This is a genomic window from Paludibaculum fermentans, assembly GCF_015277775.1.
Lineage (GTDB): Bacteria > Acidobacteriota > Terriglobia > Bryobacterales > Bryobacteraceae > Paludibaculum > Paludibaculum fermentans.
In genome coordinates this window covers 7,738,517-7,759,684 of record NZ_CP063849.1, presented here as the reverse complement: position 1 = coordinate 7,759,684, position 21,168 = coordinate 7,738,517, and the positions used below count along the sequence as shown (strand labels likewise).

18 protein-coding genes are annotated in these 21,168 nt (G+C 63.4%); 8 read left to right on the top strand and 10 right to left on the bottom strand.

All coding sequences use genetic code 11. The features are described from left to right. Positions 1-30: 30 nt before the first annotated feature. A complete protein-coding gene (locus IRI77_RS30760) occupies positions 31-630 on the bottom strand; it encodes a hypothetical protein (protein WP_194448781.1) in 600 nt (199 codons plus the stop codon). After that, positions 627-1,223, bottom strand: a complete 597-nt coding sequence (locus tag IRI77_RS30755; protein ID WP_194448780.1) for a PepSY-associated TM helix domain-containing protein — start codon at positions 1,221-1,223, stop codon at positions 627-629. The genes IRI77_RS30760 and IRI77_RS30755 overlap by 4 nt, the downstream gene beginning before the upstream one ends. Before the next feature lie 160 nt (positions 1,224-1,383). On the opposite strand from IRI77_RS30755, the gene IRI77_RS30750 reads away from it, so the two are divergent. Then, a complete protein-coding gene (locus IRI77_RS30750; RefSeq protein WP_194448779.1) occupies positions 1,384-2,055 on the top strand; it encodes a hypothetical protein in 672 nt (223 codons plus the stop codon). Between the two features lie 5 nt (positions 2,056-2,060). On the opposite strand, the gene IRI77_RS30745 is transcribed toward IRI77_RS30750, so the two are convergent. Continuing rightward, positions 2,061-4,499 (bottom strand): ABC transporter permease, encoded by a 2,439-nt coding sequence (locus IRI77_RS30745; protein WP_194448778.1) that lies wholly within the window; start codon positions 4,497-4,499, stop codon positions 2,061-2,063. A 99-nt stretch (positions 4,500-4,598) separates the two neighbouring features. Here IRI77_RS30745 and IRI77_RS30740 point away from each other — a divergent pair, with 99 nt between their 5' ends. Then, the gene (locus IRI77_RS30740; RefSeq protein WP_194448777.1) at positions 4,599-5,189 is read left to right on the top strand and encodes a GNAT family N-acetyltransferase; all 591 of its coding nucleotides are present in this window, start codon (positions 4,599-4,601) and stop codon (positions 5,187-5,189) included. Here the strand turns inward: IRI77_RS30740 and IRI77_RS30735 are convergent. Further along, entirely contained in the window at positions 5,181-5,489 is a 309-nt protein-coding gene (locus IRI77_RS30735; protein ID WP_194448776.1) for a tetratricopeptide repeat protein, read from the bottom strand. The two genes, IRI77_RS30740 and IRI77_RS30735, sit on opposite strands and share 9 nt — an antisense overlap. A gap of 23 nt (positions 5,490-5,512) precedes the next feature. Between IRI77_RS30735 and IRI77_RS30730 the strand changes: the two genes are divergently transcribed. Beyond that, entirely contained in the window at positions 5,513-6,031 is a 519-nt protein-coding gene (locus IRI77_RS30730) for an acyl-CoA thioesterase (protein ID WP_194448775.1), read from the top strand. Between the two features lie 32 nt (positions 6,032-6,063). On the opposite strand, the gene IRI77_RS30725 is transcribed toward IRI77_RS30730, so the two are convergent. Further along, on the bottom strand, positions 6,064-6,375 hold the full coding sequence (locus IRI77_RS30725; RefSeq protein ID WP_194448774.1) for an Hfq-like protein: 312 nt from the start codon (positions 6,373-6,375) through the stop codon (positions 6,064-6,066). Between the two features lie 170 nt (positions 6,376-6,545). Between IRI77_RS30725 and IRI77_RS30720 the strand changes: the two genes are divergently transcribed. Further along, positions 6,546-6,974: a c-type cytochrome gene (locus IRI77_RS30720; protein WP_194448773.1), complete on the top strand. Its 429-nt coding sequence runs from the start codon at positions 6,546-6,548 to the stop codon at positions 6,972-6,974. Positions 6,975-7,069: 95 nt separating this feature from the next. After that, positions 7,070-8,323: a glucose-1-phosphate adenylyltransferase gene (gene glgC, locus IRI77_RS30715; protein WP_194448772.1), complete on the top strand. Its 1,254-nt coding sequence runs from the start codon at positions 7,070-7,072 to the stop codon at positions 8,321-8,323. 27 nt (positions 8,324-8,350) lie between these two features. Here glgC and IRI77_RS30710 read toward each other — a convergent pair whose 3' ends face one another. The 4 genes from IRI77_RS30710 to bfr all read right to left on the bottom strand — a co-directional run bounded on the left by IRI77_RS30710 (position 8,351) and on the right by bfr (position 14,075). Beyond that, entirely contained in the window at positions 8,351-10,036 is a 1,686-nt protein-coding gene (locus IRI77_RS30710; protein WP_194448771.1) for a sodium:solute symporter, read from the bottom strand. Between the two features lie 138 nt (positions 10,037-10,174). Further along, positions 10,175-12,697 carry a PIG-L family deacetylase gene (locus IRI77_RS30705; RefSeq protein ID WP_194448770.1) on the bottom strand — a complete coding sequence of 841 codons (2,523 nt, stop codon included), beginning with the start codon at positions 12,695-12,697 and terminating at the stop codon, positions 10,175-10,177. Positions 12,698-12,748: 51 nt separating this feature from the next. Then, positions 12,749-13,519 carry an FRG domain-containing protein gene (locus IRI77_RS30700; RefSeq protein ID WP_194448769.1) on the bottom strand — a complete coding sequence of 257 codons (771 nt, stop codon included), beginning with the start codon at positions 13,517-13,519 and terminating at the stop codon, positions 12,749-12,751. Between the two features lie 79 nt (positions 13,520-13,598). Beyond that, on the bottom strand, positions 13,599-14,075 hold the full coding sequence (gene bfr / locus IRI77_RS30695) for a bacterioferritin (RefSeq protein WP_194448768.1): 477 nt from the start codon (positions 14,073-14,075) through the stop codon (positions 13,599-13,601). A 424-nt stretch (positions 14,076-14,499) separates the two neighbouring features. On the opposite strand from bfr, the gene IRI77_RS30690 reads away from it, so the two are divergent. Continuing rightward, positions 14,500-16,872, top strand: a complete 2,373-nt coding sequence (locus tag IRI77_RS30690; protein WP_194448767.1) for a M1 family aminopeptidase — start codon at positions 14,500-14,502, stop codon at positions 16,870-16,872. A 189-nt stretch (positions 16,873-17,061) separates the two neighbouring features. Further along, the gene (locus IRI77_RS30685; protein WP_194448766.1) at positions 17,062-19,272 is read left to right on the top strand and encodes a CotH kinase family protein; all 2,211 of its coding nucleotides are present in this window, start codon (positions 17,062-17,064) and stop codon (positions 19,270-19,272) included. A gap of 72 nt (positions 19,273-19,344) precedes the next feature. Here IRI77_RS30685 and IRI77_RS30680 read toward each other — a convergent pair whose 3' ends face one another. Next, positions 19,345-19,695 carry a tRNA-binding protein gene (locus IRI77_RS30680; protein ID WP_194453856.1) on the bottom strand — a complete coding sequence of 117 codons (351 nt, stop codon included), beginning with the start codon at positions 19,693-19,695 and terminating at the stop codon, positions 19,345-19,347. A gap of 71 nt (positions 19,696-19,766) precedes the next feature. Here IRI77_RS30680 and IRI77_RS30675 point away from each other — a divergent pair, with 71 nt between their 5' ends. Then, positions 19,767-21,116, top strand: coding sequence for a serine hydrolase (locus tag IRI77_RS30675; protein WP_194448765.1), 1,350 nt, complete (start codon positions 19,767-19,769; stop codon positions 21,114-21,116). Positions 21,117-21,168 lie beyond the last annotated feature (52 nt).

The window sequence follows — 21,168 nt, the reverse complement described above, 5'->3', positions numbered from 1 at the left end:
CTGGTACCAGCCCCGCGGCAGGACGGGCCGTCAGAGCTTCCATAAGAATACTGTGAACGATACGAACCCTCCCACCAGGGCCACCCACCCCCACCTCCGCGTCGGCGTCAGCTTCCACCACATGTAGAGCCCGGTCACCACCCACAGCAGGAAGCCCAGGCAGACCACGTCCACCAACACGCCCCACAACTGGTTGAGGAATCCCTCCTGTTCGAAGCCGCCGCGCGCGTGCAGCCCGGTGAGGAAGTGATCGAAGCGGAAGCGGCGATCCTCGGCGACCAGGCGCTGTTCGCGGATGTAATACTTCACCTGCGTCGAGCGGAGCGAGGTGTAGATATAGACGTTCAACTGTTCCGGGCTTTGCCGGTAGACGCCGAAGGAGCCGGTCAGCCCGTTGTCCTTCATGATGCGGGCGCCGACGGCGCGCAGGTCGCCGCTTTCCGGCACCTGGATGGCGTAGGTCCGTTCAAAACGCTGATTCCACAGCGGCAGGCCGAGGGCCTTGTCCCGCTCTTCGAAAAACTCGCCGTGGTTGAAGGAGAACGAACTGATGCCGTACATCAGGAACCAGGGCAGCAGCGCCATGGCGAGATAGAGATGGGTACGGCGGTTCAGGTGGCTGAATCTCATATCGCCACCAGGAACAGAACGAACAAGGCGGCACCGCCCAGTGCGAAGAGGGCGCCCAGGCGGCGGGCGAGTTTCATCTCCCACCACATCCAGAGGCCGGAGAGCACCCAGAAGATCATGACTACAACGAAGAAATCGACCGAAACGGCCCAGGCATCGTCGGCCAACGAGTCGAACTGATAGCCGCGGCGGCGGTGCATGCGCTCCAGGAACCCCCGCGACTCCCAGGGCACTTTCTCAATCGTCAGTTTCCGGCTCGCGGGCTCAAACGTGAGGCGGCGCGGCGTGATCGGATCCAGCCGCTGGATGACCACCGCGTCGTCCTTCATGCGGCGGTTGGCGTTATACGCCCCCTCCAGGTTGAGGCTTTGCAGGATCTGACGGGCCATCTGCTTAGCTGTCGAGCCCTCGGGAAACGACCCCTCGTAGGTCATTTCGCGCTCCAACACCGCCGGTTTCGGCGGCCCAGCGTAGAGTTCCTTGAACCATGCCCGATGGTTCATGACGAAGGTGGAGGCCGTGTACATGAGCACCCACGGAGTCAGAAACAGCGCCAGGTACATATGTGTTCGGCGCAACACCTTAGAGAACATATAGGGGCGAGTCTACTACGGAAGCCCGCGCCCCCGTGGAGTTTCACCGTATGGAGTCTGGTTGTACCCCACCCACGTGGTAGAATCGCGGACACAAGTGATGGGGATTGGATTGGGTATTCGCGGCAGAGCCGTACGAGTTGGCTTGTTGTATGGAGCCATGCTGGCAGTGTGTCCAGCGGCAGATGCTCAATATCAGGACGCCCTCGTGGCGGCTCCCGAGCGCTACAAGCTCGTACTGGAGAACCAATTTGTGCGTTTGATCCGCGTTGAGGCGGATCCGGCGGCAGTCACGGCGATGCATACGCATCCCGGGCTCCCCATGATGCAGGTGGCCTTCACAGAAGTCCATTCCATCACCACCAACGCCAACGGCACGACACGCGAAAGTCATCGCGACGCACGAACGGCACGGTATTCACCCGGCGGCGCGGAGATGGCCCACAGCACCAAGAGGTTGAGCAGCGCGCCCAGCCGTTCGATGCGCATCGAGTCGAAGCTTCAGCCGGATCCGAATGTGGTACCCGGGCCGCCGCTGCAGGATTCCCATTTCGCGGTCGAGCAGGACAATCTGGATTTCCGGGTGACGCGCGGCAAGTTCGCCGCCGTCGAGAAGTCCAATCTCAAGCTGACCCTGACGAGACCCGCGGTGCTGATCTTCTTTGGACGGCAGAAATGGCGGGTGCGCGACGAGAAGGGCCACAAACGGAACTCGAGCTTCGAGGACGGTGACTTTCTGATCCAGGAACCGGGCCACTTCCGGCTGGACAAGAAACTGGCCGCCCGCGAGTCAGAGGTTCTGGTGGTCGAGTTGAAGGGCCGGCCGAAGTAGACGGCCTATTCGTCGCGTAGTACCTGCACGGCCTGCGTACCCGCGGCCCGCATGGCGGGAATCCCGCAAGCCAACGTGCACAGGCCACCCAGCGCCGCGGCGACCAGCCCATAGACCCAGGGGTCCGTCGCCTTCACTTCAAAGAGCAGGCTCTCCACGATCCGGCCCCCCAGCAGCGCGATAACCAGGCCGACAGCGAGACCCGCGCACACCGGCGCCAGGCCACGTCCCAGCACAAGGCGGAACAGCTCAGCTCGTTGCGCCCCCAGGGCGGCGCGAATCCCCAGCTCCGTACGCCGGCGGGCCACCCAGTAGGAGACCACGCCATAGACGCCCAGGCCGGCCAGCAGTAGCGCGAACACCGCAAAGCCCAGGGCCAGCGCAGCCTGGAATCGCCGCCGCGCCACGGCCTGATCCACAACCGTATCCATGGTCAGGAGCTGAGCCACGGGCACCTCCGCATCCGCCTCGTGCACGGCGCGGCGGATGACACCCGCCATCTGCAACGGGTCGGCGGCCGTGCGAATCATGAGCACGGCGCGAGTACGGGATTGCTGCCAGTGCGGCAGGTAGGCCATCAGGACCGGTCCCTGGTCCAGTTCGACAGAGCGATTGTCCTTGACGACGCCCACCACTTCGGCGACGGGCGAATCCGGTCCGCCAAACCGCAGGGTGCGGCCGAGAGGATTCAGGCCGGGCCAAAGGAGCTTGGCCGCTGCTTCGGAGAGAATGATGACCTTGCGTTCACGGTCCGCCTCGGCAAAGTCGCGGCCGTTCAGCAGCTGCATGCGCATGGTCTGGAAGTAGCCGGGGCTGATGAAGCGGATGTTGGCCATGGGCCGCTGCAGCATGGGCCGCGTGTCGCCCTCGATCGAAAGCGGATTGATCCAAACCTGGCCGCGCAACGGCATATGGCTGACGAGGGCAGCCGACTCCACTCCAGGCAGCGCGTGTACCTGCGCCAGCAGCTTGTCGTAGAAACGGGTGCGGTCGGGCTGTCCCTCATAACGGGAGGTGGGCAGCACGACCTCCGAGGCGAGAACGCGTTCCGTGCGGAAACCTTTGTCCACATTCAGGAGGTGCAGGAGGCTGGTGCTGAGCAAACCGGCAAAGACGAGCAGAGTCGCACCGAGGGCAGCCTGTGTGCCCACCAGGAGACTCCGCACACGAGCGCTGGCGCGGCTCTCGGTGGTGGTGTGGCTGCCGGCCTTCAACGACTCCTGCGGATCCACTGACCCCAGGCGCCAGGCGGGCAGCATGCCGAAAGCGGCCGCGGTGACCAGGCTGACGGCGATGGCGAACAGGGCGGTACGCCAGTCCACCGAGATCTCGTCGATGCGCGGCAGTTCCAGGGCCGAGCGGCTGACGAGCAGGCGAACGGCGCCCCAAGCCAGGCCAAGGCCCAGCAGGCCACCGGGGATCGCCAGCAGCAGGCTTTCCCGCAATGCCATGCGAACCAGGCCGGCACGGTCGGCACCCATCGCCAGTCGAATGGCCACTTCCCGCCCCCGTCCGGCTCCGCGCACGAGCATCAGGTTCGCCAGGTTTACGCAGACGATCAACAGGACAGCCCCCACGGCGCCCAGCAGCAACAGCAGGCCGCGCCGGGATTCGCCGACAACGATCTCCTGCAACGGGTCGACCAACGCCGACAGCGTCAGTTTCTCTCCGGAGTCGTGCACGATCTGGGCCTGCACCGCGTTGATCTGGTCAACGGCCTGATGGATGGAGGCGCCGGGCTTCAGGCGGGCGAAGGCAGCATAGTTGAACTCAGCCATGGGCGAAATGTCGGCGCGGTTGAGCGACTCCGGCCGCAGCAGGTCGAGGCCGGGCGGAAGTCCTTCGAGCGGGCCCCATTTGGCCGCCGTCGGGAATCGAAATGAGGCGGGCAGGACGCCAACAACCGTATGCGGCAGCCCGTCCAGCGTCAGCGTGCGGCCCACCAGTGCCGGATCCGCGCCGATGCGCCGCCAGAACGAGTCGGTCAGGACCACCACGCGATTGCGGCCCTTGTTCTCCTCCTCCGGCAGGAAGCCGCGGCCCAACGCAGGCTGGACGCCCAGCACCTGCAGGATGGAGGGAGAGACGGACAGGACGGTCAGTTGCAGCGGTTCCCCGTTGCCTGTGAGGTTCAGGGTGGTGCCGCGCATGATGGCGGCGCCCTGGATCGCCGCACAGCGGTCGCGCCAGGCTTCGAGATGGAGAGCGTTGGCGGGCAGGGCCGGGTAGAGGTGGGCGAGCTCCTTGATGCTCTCGCGGATCACCACCAACTGGCCGGGATCCCGATAGGACAGCGGCTGGAGCAGGACTCCATTCACGATGGAGAACATGGCCGTGGTGCCGCCGATGCCGAGCGCCAAAGTCAGGATCGCAATCACCGAAAACGCGGGGGTGCGCCGCAACGACCGCACGCTCAACCGCAAGCCACGCCATAATTCACTCATCGGATTTCTCCCTTAGCATTGGAACGAACGGCGGCCCCGGATGTTCTGCGATATTTTTGTAAACTGCGGCCGCGCGCGACGATCGGCTAGGCTGGGAGGATGGCGGCCGCCACCTTCCCCAAGCATCCCGAAACGAGGATCGAGCTCGGCCCGGACCTTGTCCTGCAGGCGCTGGATACGAGCCTGGCGGAGACGCTCTACGCGGCCGTCGATGCCAACCGCGAGCACCTGCGCGTCTGGCTGCCCTGGGTGGACTTCTCCCGCTCACCCGCCGATTCCCTGCATTTCCTGAAAGAGATGGAGGCCAAGAGGGCGGCGGCGGTGACGGTGGCGTATAGCTTGTGGACGGGCGCCTCGGGGCTGGTGGGCATCATCGGCATGCACGACATCAGCCTGGCCAACGGGAATCTCCAGATCGGCTACTGGGTGGCCAAGGCGATGGAAGGCAAGGGGCTGATCTCGCGGGCCTGCGAGGCGATGCTGCGGCTCGCCTTCGAGACCCTGGGCATGGAACGAGTCGAGATCCGCTGCGCCACCGGGAACCATCGCTCCGCCGCGGTGCCGGAACGCCTGGGCTTCCAGTTTGAAGGGATCCTGCGGCATTCGGCCAAACTGCACGGCGAGTTTGTGGATATGCGGCTCTACAGCATGCTCGCTGAAGAGTACCGGCGGCGGCGCGCCTCAGCCTAGGATGTCGAGGGCGGCCTGCAGTTCACTCAGGGCGTGGGCGTCACCGGTACGGCGGGCCGCATCGATGCCGTCGCGATAGAACGCGCGGGCAGCGTCTTCCTCGCCCAACTCTTCGCTGGCGCGTCCGGCCTGGTAGTAGGCGGCCACGTAATTGGCATCGCGTGCGAGCAGTTCCTTCAATTCACTGACAGCCTGCTGCCAGTCGGAGGCGCCCAGGTATTCCATGCACAGCATGAACCGGATCCGGCTGTTGGTAGGGTCCTGGGCCACCAGGGCGCGAACTGCTTCGAGTCTGGACATACCTCCCATGCTACCTTTCTTTCATGGAAGGCCGTCCCATTCGTGAGTCCGCCAGCGAACTGTCCGAGTTCGCTTTACCGATCTACGCCAATCCGCTGGGCAACCTGCTGGGCGGGCGTATCATGCATCTCGTGGACCTGGCGGCCGCCACTGCGGCCATGCGCCACGCCCGGGGTCCCGTGGTGACCGCCTCGGTCGATTACATGACTTTTCTGTTTCCCATCCAGATCGGGCAGTTGCTGACGCTCCGAGCCAGTGTGAACCGCGTCTTCAAGACCTCGATGGAGGTAGGCGTCAAGGTCCTGGTGGAAGATCTGACGACGGGCGAGATCCGCCATACAAATTCGTCCTATTTGACGTTCGTGGGCCTTTCACCGGAAGGTAAGCCACGGGTAATCCCGCAGGCTATTCCTGAGACAGAGGTAGAGATTCACCGCTGGGAGCAGGCGGGCGAACGGCGGAAGCAACGGCTGGAACTGCGCGCAAGGATCCTGGAGAGGGAGAAGGAGCGGGAGAAGGAGAACGAAGGCGGGCGGGGGTAGGCTCGTTCAGCGGCGGACCGGCAGGAAGGGGATTACCCTTCCTGCTTATAGATGTACTTGATGTACGACTTATAGACGAGCAGATTCGGCCCCTCGTCCCGCGTCAGCTTGAGGCAGTTCTTGTCATACCACTCGAGCACGCCATTCAGCTCTTCCCCGTCCTGCAGCACGATGACCACGGGGGTCTTCGACTGCATCTGTTTGACGTAATAGAAGTTCTCGGCGTTGGTGGTGTCGGGGGGAGCCTGTTTCTTCTGGAGGGCGGAAGAACGCGCACTGCTCGATGCCCTCTCTTTCGGTTCAGCTAAAGGCGGACGAATCAGTCGGCGATTGGGGGACTCCAAGGCGGTTCTCCTGGCAAAAGCTAGCTTGACACCCGATTTACGGGCAGTAATTGCGGATCAATCTGCCTTCATTGATAACACACCCATACGCATCGGGCAAGTGAACATTGGTTAGCCTGGACCCTTGCTGCCGGGGCGGCGGAGTACTACTCTGACGGCGGGGAAGGCATATGTTCCGTCACATCAAAGCGTTCGCATTCCTAGCGGTCGTTGCGGCCAGCAGTACTTTCGCCGACCCGCCGCGCACGGTCAAACCCGTCGCGCCGGAGTCCGGCCCGGAATCGGGTAACGGGCTCTTCAAGTCTTATTGCGCCTCCTGCCATGGCCTGCAGGGCAAAGGCGATGGTCCGGCGGCGGCGGCCATGCGGATGAAACCCACGGATCTCACCCAACTCGCCCGGCGCGGCAATGGAGTATTTCCGGGCGCACGCCTGGAGAAGATCCTGGGCGGCGCCGACACGATCACCGCGCATGGCGGCCGGCAAATGCCCGTCTGGGGCCCCTCACTCTCCGTGGCCGGCACCAGCGATGCGCGCACCGCCCGGCGGGTTCGAAACCTGATCGCGTACATCCAGTCCATCCAGGACAAAGCCAAGTAAACGCACGCCTGGGGACCGCCTGCAAGATTGTTGCGGAGCTGCCAGCGTCCGAAAACATTCCGGTGGTATCATGCACGCACAAGGAGAGATGCCGCATGCAGCTTCGAGTATTGTCTTTCGTACTCGCCGGCGGTAAAGGGACCCGCCTTTACCCGCTCACCAAGGAGCGAGCGAAGCCCGCCGTACCCTTCGGCGGCCAATACCGCATCATCGATTTCGTCCTCTCGAATCTGGTTAACTCCGGCATACATTCGATCTACGTCTTGATTCAATTCAAGAGCCAGTCGCTGCTGCAGCACCTGCGAGACGGATGGGAGTTCTCCGGAATCCTGAAGGACCGGTACATTATTCCTGTCCCGGCGCAGATGCGCTCGCCGGGTGAGACCTGGTACCGCGGCACGGCGGACGCGATCTTCCAGAATGTGAACCTGATCGAACAATCGGACCCGCATGTCGTGGCCGTGTTCGGCGCGGATCACATCTACAGAATGAACATCCGCGAGATGATCGAATTCCATGAACAGAAGCGGGCCCAGGCCACGGTCGCAGCGATCCCGGTGCCCAAGGAATTCGCCTCCGAGTTCGGAGTCATCGAGGTCGCGGGCGACGGCCGGGTGATCGCCTTCCACGAGAAGAATCCAGACGCGCCCACGATGCCCGGCAACCCGGACATGGTTCTGGCCTCGATGGGCAACTACATCTTCTCCACCGGTCCGCTGCTGAAGTTCCTATACGAAGACAGCAAGATGGAGAAGACCTCGCACGATTTCGGCCGCGACATCCTGCCCCGCTGGGTCAGCCGCGGGGATGTCTTCGCCTACGATTTCCAGACGAACCGGATTCCCGGGGACCCCATCGGCGCTCCGGTGTACTGGCGCGACGTCGGCAACATCGACGCCTATTACGAAGCCACCATGGATCTGCGCATGGTGACCCCGGCCTTGAATCTCTACAACCGCCAGTGGCCGCTGCGTACGGCCAGCTACGACGATCCGCCGCCCAAGTTCACGTTCGACGAAGAGGGACGCCGCGGCAGCGCGGTGGACTCCATCGTCTCGGCCGGTTCCATCTTCTCCGGCGGCATGGTGCGGAATTCGATCATTGGCCGCGGAGTGCGGATTCACACCGGGTCGACGGTGGAAGACTCCATCGTCTTCGACAACTGCGACATCGGGCGCCGCTGCAAGGTGCGCAAGGCGATTCTCGACAAGAACGTCCATCTGGCGGAGGATACGGTGATCGGCTACGATCTCGAGGCCGACAAGCAGAAGTATCACGTCACCGAGTCGGGCATCGTGGTAGTGGAAGGACGCCGTTCGCGCGTCCAGGTCAGTTCCATCGAAGTCTAGTTCGAGCGTTTCACGAAAGGGCCGGGCCTATGCCTGGCCCTTCGTGTCTTCCTTCACAAATAGAGAGAAGAGCAAGCCCAGGCCGACAACCCCGACGCAGCCCACCACGTTGTACCAGAGGAAGGCCACATTGGTGAACTTCCAGGTGGCGAAGATCGCGACCTCCCCGCCCAGCACACCCAGGAACGCCGCCGTGCCCTTCACTCGCGGGAAGAAGAACGCCAGGGCGAAGACACCCAACAGCCCGCCATAGAAGAACGACCCCAGCAGATTCACGGCCTCCACCAGGGAGCCCAGGTTCTTCGCGAACTGAGCCGTGATCACGGCATACACACCCCAGAAGGCGGTCGCCCATTGCGAGGCGCGCAGGTAGTGGTGGTCGTCGCCGTTCGACTTCCAGTGGCGCTTGTAGACGTCGATCACTGAGACCGTGGCGAGAGAGTTGATCTCGGCCGAACTCACCGACATGGCGGCCCCGAAGATCGCGGCCAGCAGCAAGCCCACCAGTCCCGCGGGCAGATACTTCGTCACAAAGGTCAGGAAGATGTAGTTGGTGTCGATGACCGTGCCGTTGCCGTCCGCGGCGAGGTGCGCGGCCTCTTTGCGGGTTCCGTCCAGCTCCTTCTGCGCCGTCTTGAAGCGCTCCACGCCCCGCGTCTCCGCCTCGGGATCGCTGGCCCGGCGGGCATTCACGATGTCCTGGGCGGCCGCCTTGCGGTGGTCGAAGGCGCGATCGTAAGCGCCCTGGATCTGCGGGAACTCCGCCTTCTGTTCCACCCGGGCGAGCGCCACCTTGTTGAACAGGATGGGCGGCTTCTCGAAGGTAAAGAAGACGAAGACCATGGCTCCGATGAAAAGGATGAAGAACTGCATCGGAATCTTGACGACGGCGTTGAACAGCAGGCTGAGGCGGCTCTGCGAGACGCTCTTGCCCGTAAGGTAGCGCTGCACCTGGCTCTGATCGCAGCCGAAGTAGGCCAGCATCAGGAACATGCCGCCGATGAGGCCGCTCCAGACGTTGTAGCGGTCGCTGGGATCGAACTTCCAGACGACCGGGTTCAGGCGGCTGGCCGCGCCGGCTACGGCCACGGCATCCCCGAAGCTGACATTCGAAGGCAGCAGGGCGATGGCGGCCGTGAGGGCGACCACGAGGCCGACGCTCATGATCAGCATCTGGATGAAATCGGCCCAGGTGATGGCGGTGATTCCACCCGTCACCGTATAGGCAATGACCACGACGCCGACGATGAGGGCGGTCCACTGGTCGGGCCAGCCCAGGATCGCGGTGAGGACCACGGAAGGGGCGGAGAGGGCCACACCGACGCCCAGGCCGCGCTGGGCCAGGAATACCGCGCTCACCAGGGTCCGGGTCTTCGAGTCAAAGCGGCGCTCCAGGTACTCGTAAGCCGTGTAGACGCCGCTGTTGAGGAAGCGGGGCACGGCCACGGCCGCCACCAGGATCATCGCCACGGGCAGGCCGAAGTAGAACTGGACGAAGCGCATGCCGTCCACGTAGCTCTGCCCCGTGGTCGAGATGAAGGTGATCGCACTGGCCTGCGTAGCCATGATCGACAAAGCCATGGCGTACCAGGGCATCGTCTTGTTGGCCAACAGGTAACCGGACGTCGTATTGCTGCCGCGTGAGCGGTAGAGGCCGTAAAGAACGACACCCGCCAGCGCGCAGACCATCACCAGCCAATCGAGCGGCCTCACCGGTTGAATCTCCGCGTGAACTGATCGAACAGTGCGATGACGACGACTAGAAAGACGATCACGGCGGTGTAGAGCCGCCCCCAGGTCTTGAAGAACGGAGGCCGTTCGTCATTCATGCTTCCACGCTCCCCAGGCGGCTCAGCGGCCGGCGCTGACCAGATTCGCGAAGATTCGATAGGCGCCCGGCACACCAGCCGGCAGTTGCCGGAACCAGGAGTAGCAGGTGAAGACGTAGGCGCCCTTGCCCACCCGGGCATACAGCAGGCCGCCCTTTTGCACGGCCTCGCCGGGATCGTGAGTCTCCAGCAGCGGAGTATACTTGGGATCCCATTCGGAGGGGAAGTAGAGGGCGCGTTCCTGCACCCAGCCGTCGAAATCGGCCGGAGTAATGGTGTTCGGGATCTGCAGCAGGCGATCGTCGGGCTTGAGGAACTGCACGGGCGCCTCTTCCACCGTCGTGCGATCGCGGCCCAGCTTGATGGGGAACGGACCCATGTTCTTCACAGTGCCCTGCTCCGTGCTGAGGAAAGTGCCATCCAGGATGTTGTACTGCACGACAACGGTGCCGCCGGCCTCCATGTACTGCCGCAGCCGCTCGTGGCTGGTGCGGAGATCCTCGCGCACATTCCAGGCCCGTACGCCGGTCACAATTGCGTCGAAACGGCTGAGATCGCCGTGAGCCAGGTCGCCGGCCTCCAGAAACGTGACCTCGCAGCCGAGTTCCTTCAGCGCGGCCGGAACCTCGTCGCCTGCACCCATCACATAACCCACCCGCTTGGCGCTGACCTTCGCATCCACACGCACCACCGGGGTCTTAGCCGCCGGAAAAATTGTCTGGATGGGAATGTGATCGTAGGTCAACTGCGTCATACCGTTCGCAATGGCCAGGTTGCCGATGCGGGCGCTGGCGCGAATCTCCGCGCGGGCGGTGGCGGCAGGCGGCGTCACCTGGAACGTCACGGTGACCATCTGGCCCGCCTCGGCCAGTTGGAACGGGTTCTCGGCCGGCTCCACCTGCCAGCCGGCTGGGGCCTGCAGCGACACTGAGCCCGACTGGTTGGGATGACGGGCCACGACTTCCACCGTCACCGGCCGCGCCTTGCGCTCGGCGAACAGCAGTGCGGTCTCGGAGAGCTTCAGCGAAACCGGCGGCACGATGATGAGCGGGCGCGCCAGCTCGCCGCGTACACGGTCAACGTAGCGGTTCTCCACCGGCCGGCTGAGTTCGATCGACTCGCCTTCAATCTTCACGCGGAACTTCGCGGTGAGCACCGGCTCGTCTTCCGCCAAGCCGATCTTGCGTTGATCGGCGATCGTGTAGAGGTTGCCGGTGCGCTGCTTCCGCAGCTGAAGCGGCTGAGTCAGCGGCGCGGTTTCGGGCACCTGCCAGTCGGCCTTGGCGGTGTGCGGCTGGTTGTACGCCAGCGCGGCGCCGGCGAAGGAAACTGCGTCACCCGCCTTCACGCCCTCCAGTTCGACCTTGGCGTGGCCGCGGCTGACCGCTGTGAGATTCAGGGTCACGGAACTGCCGGGTGTCGCCTCCGCCTTCGCGGCGCTCACTTCCAGCCAGAGACCGGCCGCCATGGCGAGCGCCTCGTCGAGATCAGAGAGCTTCCGGCGGGCGTCCGGTTGATCGATGGCGGCGATCAGTTTGCGGGCCTTCAACAGCGGGGCGATAACCTTCTCGGGCGACTCCATCGAATAGGCGGCCAAGGCCTCGTCGAGGGCTTTCTGCACCGCGGCCCCGCCGGGCAGCCGGTTCCAGGAGGTGTCTACCCCGTCCATGAAATCCTGCTTGGCCGGGTCCCCGCCATACAGGAAGAGATAGTTCGGGGCGGCGCCTTTGCGCTCGGGCGAGCCCATGCCCTGGCTGCGATGCTGGCTGCGGCTGATGCCGGCGAGCTCACCATAGGAGAGACCAAGCACAGGATCAAATTCGCCGGTGTCGACCATCAGCCGGTCCGGCATCTTGTCCATCTCCTGCTCCTGTTGGCGGTTGAAGCTGAAGCCGTTCCACATGATGCGCTTGGCCTGCCAGGGCTGGACGTATTTCAACTGCTCCGGAAAGGCCGTGGGATCGGCGGCGAGTTTGAAGGCTTCCTTGCCCAGGATGGAGGATGACTGGTGATGGCCGTGGCCGTCGCGCGGCGTGCCGGAAAACCTCAGGAAGATGACGTCAGGGCGGTAGCGGCGGATCACCCAGACCACGTCGGAGAGGACCTGCTCGCGGCCCCACTTCTCCAGGGTCTCTTTGGCTGTCTTCGAGAAGCCGAAATCGATGGCACGGGAGAAGAACTGCTCGGCTCCATCCACGCGGCGGGCGGCCAGCAGTTCCTGGGTGCGGATGACGCCGAGCAGGTCGCCCTGCTCGCTGCCGATGAGATTCTGCCCGCCTTCGCCTCGCGTCAGCGAGAGGTAGGCGGTGCGATACTTCCGGCCCTGGGCGCAATAGGCCAGCAGAGCCGTATTCTCGTCGTCAGGATGGGCGGCGATCATGAGGACGCTGCCGACCACGCGCAGTCCTTCCAACTGTTTCTCGAGCGCGGCCGCCCCTGTCGGCTTGCGGACTTCAGCCCGCGCGGGTAGGGCGAATAAAACCGAAACCGCCACAAAAAGCGCGGTCAGATGGGCAGAGTGGCACTGCACGCGAGTCTTCATCATGTTGAGGGTCTTTCCATTGTAGCTGTCCGGCGGCGCGCGCTCTGATCGCCGTCAGCGCAGCATCAACTGGTAGCGCAGGCGCTGGGCCAGGCCGTCCAGGTCAGGGAATGCCTGGAAGTGATTGAACCCCTGGATAGCGAGGTCTTCCCGAATGGCGGGCACCAGGGCCGGATCGATATCCACGCGCCGGATGCAGCCTTTTAGGGCCGGAATGCTCTCGATGGGCCGGGGATCGCTGCCGTGCGCGGTAAAGCTGCCCTGCTGGGCCATCACGCGCCGGTTCCGCCAGGGCGCGGCAATCGCCACCGGCATTTTGCGAGGCCATTGGCCGGTGCGGATCGAGTCCAGGTAGTCGAAGGAGATGCGGTCGGTCTCGTCGTAGATCACGTAGTGCTGTTTGGACCTGGCCGAGATCTGATTCAACTGGTAAGGATTCATGACCCAGACGCAGGGGCTGGACGGCACCTCATCGCGCCGGAATTGATGCGCGGTTGCGAAGAAGAGCGCGGTCTGCAGGGAACCCGACCAGTCGAGCAGCCGCGTAGGCAGCCCGTGGTGTTGCATGAAGGCGAGTGCTTCCCACGAGTTGATGCCCCGGTCCAACAGGGACGACCCGTCGTTGAGGAAGTAGGCAAACATGTTCCACTCCTCCGGCGGGTTGGCGTCATTGCGAAACAGGCCGGGCAGGAGCTTGTAAGCGACGTCGGAGTGGCCGCGGAACCAGGGTTTCGTGCGGAAAGCATCCAGGTCGAGCTGGGTCATCGCATCGCGCAAACTCCGGCGGAACGCATCCAGGCCCGCCACGACAATCTTTTTCGTCATAAGCCCCTCCCAATGCGAAACGGCGGGCCACCCTGATTCGGGCACCCGCCGCCAGTCTCACGATCCGGTTCCGGAAGACTTACTCGTGTTCCTTCATGTTCTGGGCGAGGTAGTTCTCATAGCCCATTTCCTTGATCATATGGAGCTGCGCTTCCAGATAGTCGACGTGATGCTCCTCGTCCTTCAGGATCGACTCGAAGAGATCACGGGAGCCGTTGTCGCCGGCAGCCACGGCCGCATTGATGGCCTTGTTCAGCCGCGGAACGGCGTCGTACTCCACCGCCAGATCGTTCTCGATCTGCTCTTTCACGGTCTGGCCGATCCGCAGCGGGAACAGCTCGCTCATATTCGGCGAGGCATCCAGGTAGAGCATGCGGTGCAGCAGCTTCTCGGCATGCACCATCTCCTCGATGGATTCCTTGCGGGTGATCTTGGCCAACCGCTCATACCCCCAGTTTTCCATCATCTCAGCGTGGAGAAAGTACTGGTTGATGGCCGTCAATTCGGCCGTCAGGACTTCCTGCAGATACTCGATAACCTTTGCGTCACCCTTCATGAATCCTTCTCCTTGTGCCCCTGGCAATGCCGATGGTCTAACTCTGACACCACGAATTGTAGCTTTTCAACGGGCTGGGCAACAAGACCAATCCCTGACTGGCCCAACGGACGGCGGCGGCCGCGGGTCACGCGGTCATGGCCACAAGCGCGGCAAGCGGTCGATGGCGGCGCTGCTTCCACCAGCACCCCTCCGACCCAAGGCTCGCTGCGGCCGACCTGCTGCAGACGATAAATGAATTCTTATTTATCTATTCCGAACGCCAACATTTGTAGTGATATACTGCCAGCGAGATAGACTAATTCTTCACATTCTTGCCCGCTATGAAGGATAGTATCAGCGGCCTGCCACACGGTGGCCGCGAAGAAAGGTCCCAGTCCCGGCCGCTCGGCGCAGTATTCCACCGCTCGTCCGCCCTGGCTGTATGCGTCTTTTGGCAGTCGTCCTCAACATTCTTCTAGCCCCCGCCCTGCTCATCGCCTCCGATCCGGCCGCCCTGCTCACGGATTACCGTGCAGCACGCGAGGCCGCGCCGGACCCCAGCCGGGTTGTCACCTGCGAGAAGCTCGAACTGCGCCGGCCGGCGGCCACAATTACGCTCAACTCCGGCAAACTGGCCTTTTTACCGCCCATGGCCGGCCGCACTTATGGTGCGATTTTTCAGGGTCAGGGCACCTTCCGGTTTGCCGCGGCCACGCCCTCGGAGCGGGCAGAGACGCGCCGCCGTTCGCATAAGTCGGAGGAGCTCGAGGACACATTCACGGAATTACTGCTGTTGTTTTCCGACGCGACCGAGGCCGAAGTACTCAAACAGGGGAAGGCCGCGGCCGGCAGCACGGACGGTTTCGGTTCCACCCTCAAATCGGCCCGGGAAGTCTTTCGCGAGCAACTCCACTTCAATGCGGAGGCGAATGTCCTGCGCTACCTCACCCGGCCCGCCAGTGCGTACTGCCTCGCACTGGTGAAGACGAAACAGTTCGGATATCTGCTGTATGAATTTGCCCCGGCCGACATGGAGGAGGTTTCGCTGCTTCGCGTGAGAAGCGGGGACTCGAGTGAGATCTGGAACTCATTCCCGCTCACCGACCTGGGCAGCAACGCGGGGATAACGGCTCTCCCGAAAACGGTCGTCGATTCGAAGCAGATCGATGTGGATACGGTCATCGCCGGCAACGCCAGCCTGGCGGCGACGGCCGTCACCACTTTTGAAGCCAAGCTCAGCGGAGACCAATTGCTCCACATAAATCTGGCGCCCCCCCTGCGCGTCAAGGAGGTCAAGGATCAGGCAGGCGTAGCCCTGGGCTTCATCCAGGAGAGTGAGAAGCGCGATGGGTCGCTCTGGGTGATCGCGCCGGCGCCTCTGGAAGCCGGCAAGACCTACCAATGGACGTTCACCTACGCTGGCAAGGACGTCATCCAGAAGGCGGGCGAAGGCAATTTCTACGTGGGGGCCCGCTCCTCCTGGTTCCCCCGCCCCGCCACCGCGGGCGAGTCCTTCAACGATCGCGCCATCTTCCACACGAAATTCCGCATTCCCAAGAACTTCTCGCTGGTCGGGACGGGCAAGGAAGTACGCCGCGCCATCGAGGGCAAAGAGGAAGTCACTGAGTGGGATAGCCAGCGGCCCGCCACAGTGGCCGGTTTCAACTATGGCAAGTTCTCCACAAAGTCGATGGAGGCCAATGGCTTCCAGGTGAGTGTCTACGCCAACTCAGGCCTCGGCGACGAACTGGCGGAGTTACGTATTTTGCTGGAAAGCAGTCCCGCGATAGCCGCACAGATCGGCATCTCCCCGGGCGCCCTGAACACGACAGGCATGTCGGCCAAAGCGGCGGCGGAAGCTCTTCAATCGCTGAACCTCTACACGCGCCTCTTCGGAGCGTTGCCCGACAAGTTCCTCCGCGTCACCCAGCAGCCCGATGGATTCTTCGGGCAGTCCTGGCCAGGCCTGCTCTTCCTGCCGTACACCTCCTTCCTGGACGGTACGGCGCGCAATCAGCTAAAGCTCGACCGTGGCGGCATGCGCTCCTTCCTGGAAGAAGTCGGTCCTCACGAGATCGCCCACCAGTGGTGGGGACACGCAGTCGTCTGGAACGACTATCGCGACCAGTGGCTCTCAGAGGGATTTGCCGATTACTCATCGGCTCTGTACATCCAGGCCACCAAAGGCATGAAGCCCTTCATGCAGTACCTGAAACACCAGCAGGAACACATCCTGGTGCCTGTCGGCACGGCCATTTCCCCCAACGACGCGGGCCCTCTTTCACTCGGCTACCGCCTGGGCGGCACCGACTGCCCCGGAGCCGGCCAACTCATCTACACCAAAGGGGCATACGTACTCCACATGATCCGGATGTTCCTGCACGACTACAACACCGGCAGCGACGCACGGTTCCTCAACCTGATGCGAGAATTCGTGACCGCCTACTCCGACAAGCCGGCCTCCACGGCAGACTTTGCGGCGCTGGTCTCGAAGCACGCGGGCGAGGACATGTCCTACTTCTTTAACCAGTGGGTCTACTCCTCGGCCGTCCCGAAAGTGAAGGGCCAGTACAGCGTCACTCAGGAAGAAGGCAAGGCGGTGCTCGTTGTCGATCCTCAGATCAGCGGTGTACCGGCGGGCTTCCGGCTGGATCTGCCGGTAGCCCTGAAGCTCAAGTCCGGCACGCGCGTCGGCCGGCTCCGCATGGTTGCGCCCGGCGCGCAGTTGAAGGCGGCGTTGCCCGAGGTCCCCGAATCGGTCGAGTTCAATCCGACGCTCGAACTGCTGGGCGAAGTCGACCTGAAGAAGAAGTAGCCTACCCTTGCATCCTGGAGCGCGCGGACGCGTGCTCCAGGATGCCCAGGAATGTCCGCAGTCGTTGCAGACGCAGAGCCCCACACGCAGGCGGATTAGCAAACTGCGTCCCGCCCTTTACCTACCTTTACAATCCCCCCGGCAACCCATCCTCCGATGGCCGCGTTCTATCGACAGAAGTACTTTGCGATGCGTTCCACCATTCTCGTAACGTTTCTGCTTCTGTCCGGAATACAGACCCTCTCGGCAGACCAGGCGGCGGCCTTCTTCGACTCCAGCCAGGTTAAGGAAATCCGGCTCTATTTCGACGATCCCGACTGGTACAACACCCTCTACAAAGGCCATTCCACCAATGCGGCGGATCCCTACTTCCCTGCACGGTTTCAGTACGGCGATACCGTCATCCCCAGCATCGGAGCTCGGTTCAAGGGCAACGCCTCCTTCCGCCGCTCGTCCAGCGTCAAAAAGTCCTTCAAACTCGACTTCAACGAGTACGATTCCGAGGCCAGATTCCTGGGCCTCAGGAAACTCAATCTGAACAATGGCGACCTGCAGCCCGACTTCCTGCGCGAGAAACTCTTCCTCGATTTCGCGGCCCGCTATATCCCGGCCATGCGCGCCGTCCATACCCGCGTCTACGTCAACGACGAGTACTGGGGCCTCTACATCGCCGTCGAAGAGCCGGACAAGACCATGATGCAGAGCCGCTTCGGCGACGACGAAGACGGCAATCTCTACGAGGCCGGAGAGTCGAACGCCACGCTCTCCTATCTCGGCGCCAACCCCGCCAGCTATCAATCGCTCTACGAGCTCAAAACCAACGAGGAGGCCAACGACTACTCCGATCTCATCGAATTCCTGGACATTCTCAACAACACCCCCACGGCGGAACTACCCGCCAAACTCGAACCCATCTGCGATGTCAACAACATGCTGTACGGCATCGCGCTCAATATCCTGTTTGTGAACCTCGACTCCTATGCCGGCTCAGCCTCGGAGTTCATGCTCTACCACCGTCAGGACACCGGGCAGTTCATTCACGTCCATTGGGACCTGAATGAGTCGTTCGGCACCACCGGTGACGGCTCACCGCGCATCTCGAATCCGCCCACGCTCGACCCCTTCTGGCTGCCGACTACTACCTCCGGGCCAGGAGGGGGCGGCATGGGCGGCAGCAACGCCCGGCCGCTGATGACCAGGCTCTGGGCCGACGCCACCTACAAACGCATCTATCTGCGCCAGCTCGCCCGCATGCTGCGCGATGGCTTCGACACCGCCTCCATGCAGGCACGCATCCGGGAACTGGCCGATATCATCCGGCCTGACGTCTACTCCGACCCAAACAAGTTCTACACGAATACTGATTTCGAGAACGCCCTGAGCAAATCCGTCAGCACCGGCCAGACATCCGTAGTGGGCCTCACCGATTTCGTCACCCGGCGCGTCGCCTACCTGCGGCCCGTGCTTGATACCTATGCCCGTCCCGCCGACCTGCGGATCAACGAGGTGATGACCGTCAACACGTCCACTGTCAAGGACGCCGCCGGCAACTATAGGCCTTGGGTGGAAATCCACAATTTGGGGCCCGGCACGGTCGACCTCAGCGGTCTTTACCTGAGCGACTCCCCGGCGCATCCCACAAAGTGGGCCCTGCCCGCGGGCAAACTGGCCGATGGCCAGCACCTGATTCTCTGGCTGGATGGCGACACGTCGCAAGGCGATACGCATGCGCCCTTCGCCCTGCAGGCCGCGGGCGGAACGCTGTATCTGTACTACACCACCGACAGCTCGTCGGGCAGCACCATCATCGACAGCGTCGACTATCCGGAACTGGCCGCCGGGCACTCCTACATCCGCATCGGCGATACCGGCCTGAATTGGGAGCCCACCAACCAGCCGACCCCCGGCGCGGACAACCCCGCCGCCGGCACAACTGAGCCCACCACCGGCTCGTTCGTCCTCTACATCAACGAGATCATGGCCGACAACAAGGCGACGCTCGCCAATGCCGATCATGCCGGCGCCTACGACGACTGGTTCGAGCTCTTCAACCCGGGCGATTCCGAAGTGAATCTCAGCGGACTGTATCTGACCGACAACCTCGCCAACCCCACGAAATTCAAGATCCCCGAGGGCGTTATCATTCCGGCGGGCGGCTACCTGGTGTTCTGGGCGGACGACCAGGCGGCTCTCGGGGCCCTCCACGCCGCCTTCAAACTCAGCGCCGACGGCGAAGAACTGGGCCTCTTCGCCGCCGATGGGGTGACGGCCATCGACACCGTCACCTTCGGCAAGCAGACCTCCGACATCTCCTACGGCCGCGTACTGTCCGACTCGCAGGCGTGGGCAATACTGGCCTCCCCCACGCCCGGCTTGGCGAACGCCTCCGCGGCCCCGTAGTCCGGCGCGGCCCTTCTCCTTAACCCCCGTGCGCAACGTGACCCCGCGCGGGGGTGCGCCGGAGCCGGTTCGCTACGACGCCCTCGTTCCGTCCGGCACGGGGGCTTCCGGCACGGCCAGCACCGGCCGCAGCCCGTCGCCGAACCCGATATCGAACAGCATCCCCTCGCTCACTATCCCCCGCATCTTCCTCGGCTCCAGATTCACCACAAACAGGCACTGCCGGCCCACAAGCTCCTCCGGCGTCTCGCGTTCGCCGCGGATGCCGGCCACAATCGTACGCTGGTGGTCGCCAAACGAGACTTGCAACTGCATGAGCTTATCCGAACCCGGCACCTCCCCAATCGCGAGAATCGTCCCTACTCGGACGTCCACCTGGTCCAATACGGACATGGCAATCAATGGCTTGATAGGTGCGGGCATCATGCTTCCAGTTTCGGCAATCCGGGTGACGTTCCGCCGGACATGCCGTCTCTGTCTGTGATAGGGAACTCATGCGCCTTCTCCCGCTGCTCTCGCTCGCCTGCGCGCTGCCCGGCCTTGCCCAGAATCCTGATTTCACCGTCCTGGATGAACTCGCCCAGCGCGCCCTCAGGGAATCCGGCACACCAGGCGCGGTGATCACCGTGATCCATCATGGGCAAGTGGTTTACGAGAAGGCGTTTGGCGTCACCGACGTCGAAACCCAGGGCCGGGTCACCCCGGAGACTCTCTTCCGTATCGGCTCCACCACCAAGATGTTCACGGCCGCCGCAGTCCTCACCCTGGTGGAAGAAGGCCGCGTCGACCTCGACAAGCGCATCTCGACCTACGTCCAGTCCCTGCCGCCGAAGATAGGCGCGCTCACCTTGCGTCAACTCCTCTCCCACACGGCCGGACTGGGCGACCGCGGTTCCGGCCACGGCCGCCACGACGACTCCGCCCTCGGCGACGCCATCCGCGCCTTGCCGCCCGAGATCGTCGAGCTCGATCCCGGCGCCGTTTACTCCTACTCCAGCCTCGGTTACTGGATCGCCGGACTCGTGCTGGAATCGGTCACCGGCCAGCCCTTCGCCGACGCCGTGGCGGAGCGCGTCTTTCGGCCCCTGGGGATGACGCGCACCACCTTCCGTCCGCTGGCCGCCATGACTTACCCCTTCGCCCAGCAGCACGAGGGCAGCGCCAAACAGGCTCCGCGCGTCATTCGCCCCTTTGCCGACGATTCATCCACGTGGCCCGGCGGCAGCCTCTTCTCCAGCGCCCATGAACTTTCGCGCTTCGTCCTGGCCTTCCTGCAGAAAGGGAAACTGGACGGGAAACAGGCCCTGGCCGCCGGAGTCGTCTCCGCCATGTCGCAGCCCCATGCCGCCATCCCGGGCAGCACCGACCACTACACCTACGGCCTCGTCGCATCCAACGATCGCGGCGTTTTCACCCTCTCCCATGGCGGCGCCCGCGTCGGCTTCGGGTCGTTCATCGTCATGGCCCCCGAACAGCGATCCGGCATCATCGTGGTCACCAATCGCAGCGGCTCCACGCTAGCCCCCGTTGTCCAGAAGGCCATGGAGCTTGTCCTGCCCCTTGGTCCGGAGGAATCACAGCCGCCGGCGCCCACCACTATCCCGGAAGAAACCCTGAAGAGCTACACCGGCACATACGCCGGAGGCGGCTGGCGCATCACCATCACCCGCGACGCCGGCCGGCTCGTGCTCATCTTTCAAGGCAAGCAATACCCCGCCAAGCCTGCCCCCGGCGGCCATTTCACCACGGAAGGCCCGCTCAGCGATTTCGTCTTCGTGCCCGCCCCCGACGACTCCATTCGCTATCTTCACGTCGAGCTCCGCACCCTGCGGAAAATCGAATAGCCGGGTGTCCGTTTCTGGGACGGCCCTAAGCACCATCCGGACACTCTCTTCC

What these genes read in the sequence shown, in the direction of transcription:
- IRI77_RS30745 (WP_194448778.1), bottom strand. Translation starts at nt 4,499, where the DNA reads ATGAGTGAATTATGGCGTGGCTTGCGGTTGAGCGTGCGGTCGTTGCGG.
- IRI77_RS30690 (WP_194448767.1), top strand. Translation starts at nt 14,500, where the DNA reads ATGCGTCTTTTGGCAGTCGTCCTCAACATTCTTCTAGCCCCCGCCCTG.
- glgC (WP_194448772.1), top strand. Translation starts at nt 7,070, where the DNA reads ATGCAGCTTCGAGTATTGTCTTTCGTACTCGCCGGCGGTAAAGGGACC.
- IRI77_RS30675 (WP_194448765.1), top strand. Translation starts at nt 19,767, where the DNA reads ATGCGCCTTCTCCCGCTGCTCTCGCTCGCCTGCGCGCTGCCCGGCCTT.
- IRI77_RS30720 (WP_194448773.1), top strand. Translation starts at nt 6,546, where the DNA reads ATGTTCCGTCACATCAAAGCGTTCGCATTCCTAGCGGTCGTTGCGGCC.
- IRI77_RS30735 (WP_194448776.1), bottom strand. Translation starts at nt 5,489, where the DNA reads ATGTCCAGACTCGAAGCAGTTCGCGCCCTGGTGGCCCAGGACCCTACC.
- IRI77_RS30740 (WP_194448777.1), top strand. Translation starts at nt 4,599, where the DNA reads ATGGCGGCCGCCACCTTCCCCAAGCATCCCGAAACGAGGATCGAGCTC.
- IRI77_RS30700 (WP_194448769.1), bottom strand. Translation starts at nt 13,519, where the DNA reads ATGACGAAAAAGATTGTCGTGGCGGGCCTGGATGCGTTCCGCCGGAGT.
- IRI77_RS30750 (WP_194448779.1), top strand. Translation starts at nt 1,384, where the DNA reads ATGCTGGCAGTGTGTCCAGCGGCAGATGCTCAATATCAGGACGCCCTC.
- IRI77_RS30680 (WP_194453856.1), bottom strand. Translation starts at nt 19,695, where the DNA reads ATGCCCGCACCTATCAAGCCATTGATTGCCATGTCCGTATTGGACCAG.
- IRI77_RS30755 (WP_194448780.1), bottom strand. Translation starts at nt 1,223, where the DNA reads ATGTTCTCTAAGGTGTTGCGCCGAACACATATGTACCTGGCGCTGTTT.
- IRI77_RS30685 (WP_194448766.1), top strand. Translation starts at nt 17,062, where the DNA reads ATGCGTTCCACCATTCTCGTAACGTTTCTGCTTCTGTCCGGAATACAG.
- bfr (WP_194448768.1), bottom strand. Translation starts at nt 14,075, where the DNA reads ATGAAGGGTGACGCAAAGGTTATCGAGTATCTGCAGGAAGTCCTGACG.
- IRI77_RS30760 (WP_194448781.1), bottom strand. Translation starts at nt 630, where the DNA reads ATGAGATTCAGCCACCTGAACCGCCGTACCCATCTCTATCTCGCCATG.
- IRI77_RS30705 (WP_194448770.1), bottom strand. Translation starts at nt 12,697, where the DNA reads ATGATGAAGACTCGCGTGCAGTGCCACTCTGCCCATCTGACCGCGCTT.
- IRI77_RS30730 (WP_194448775.1), top strand. Translation starts at nt 5,513, where the DNA reads ATGGAAGGCCGTCCCATTCGTGAGTCCGCCAGCGAACTGTCCGAGTTC.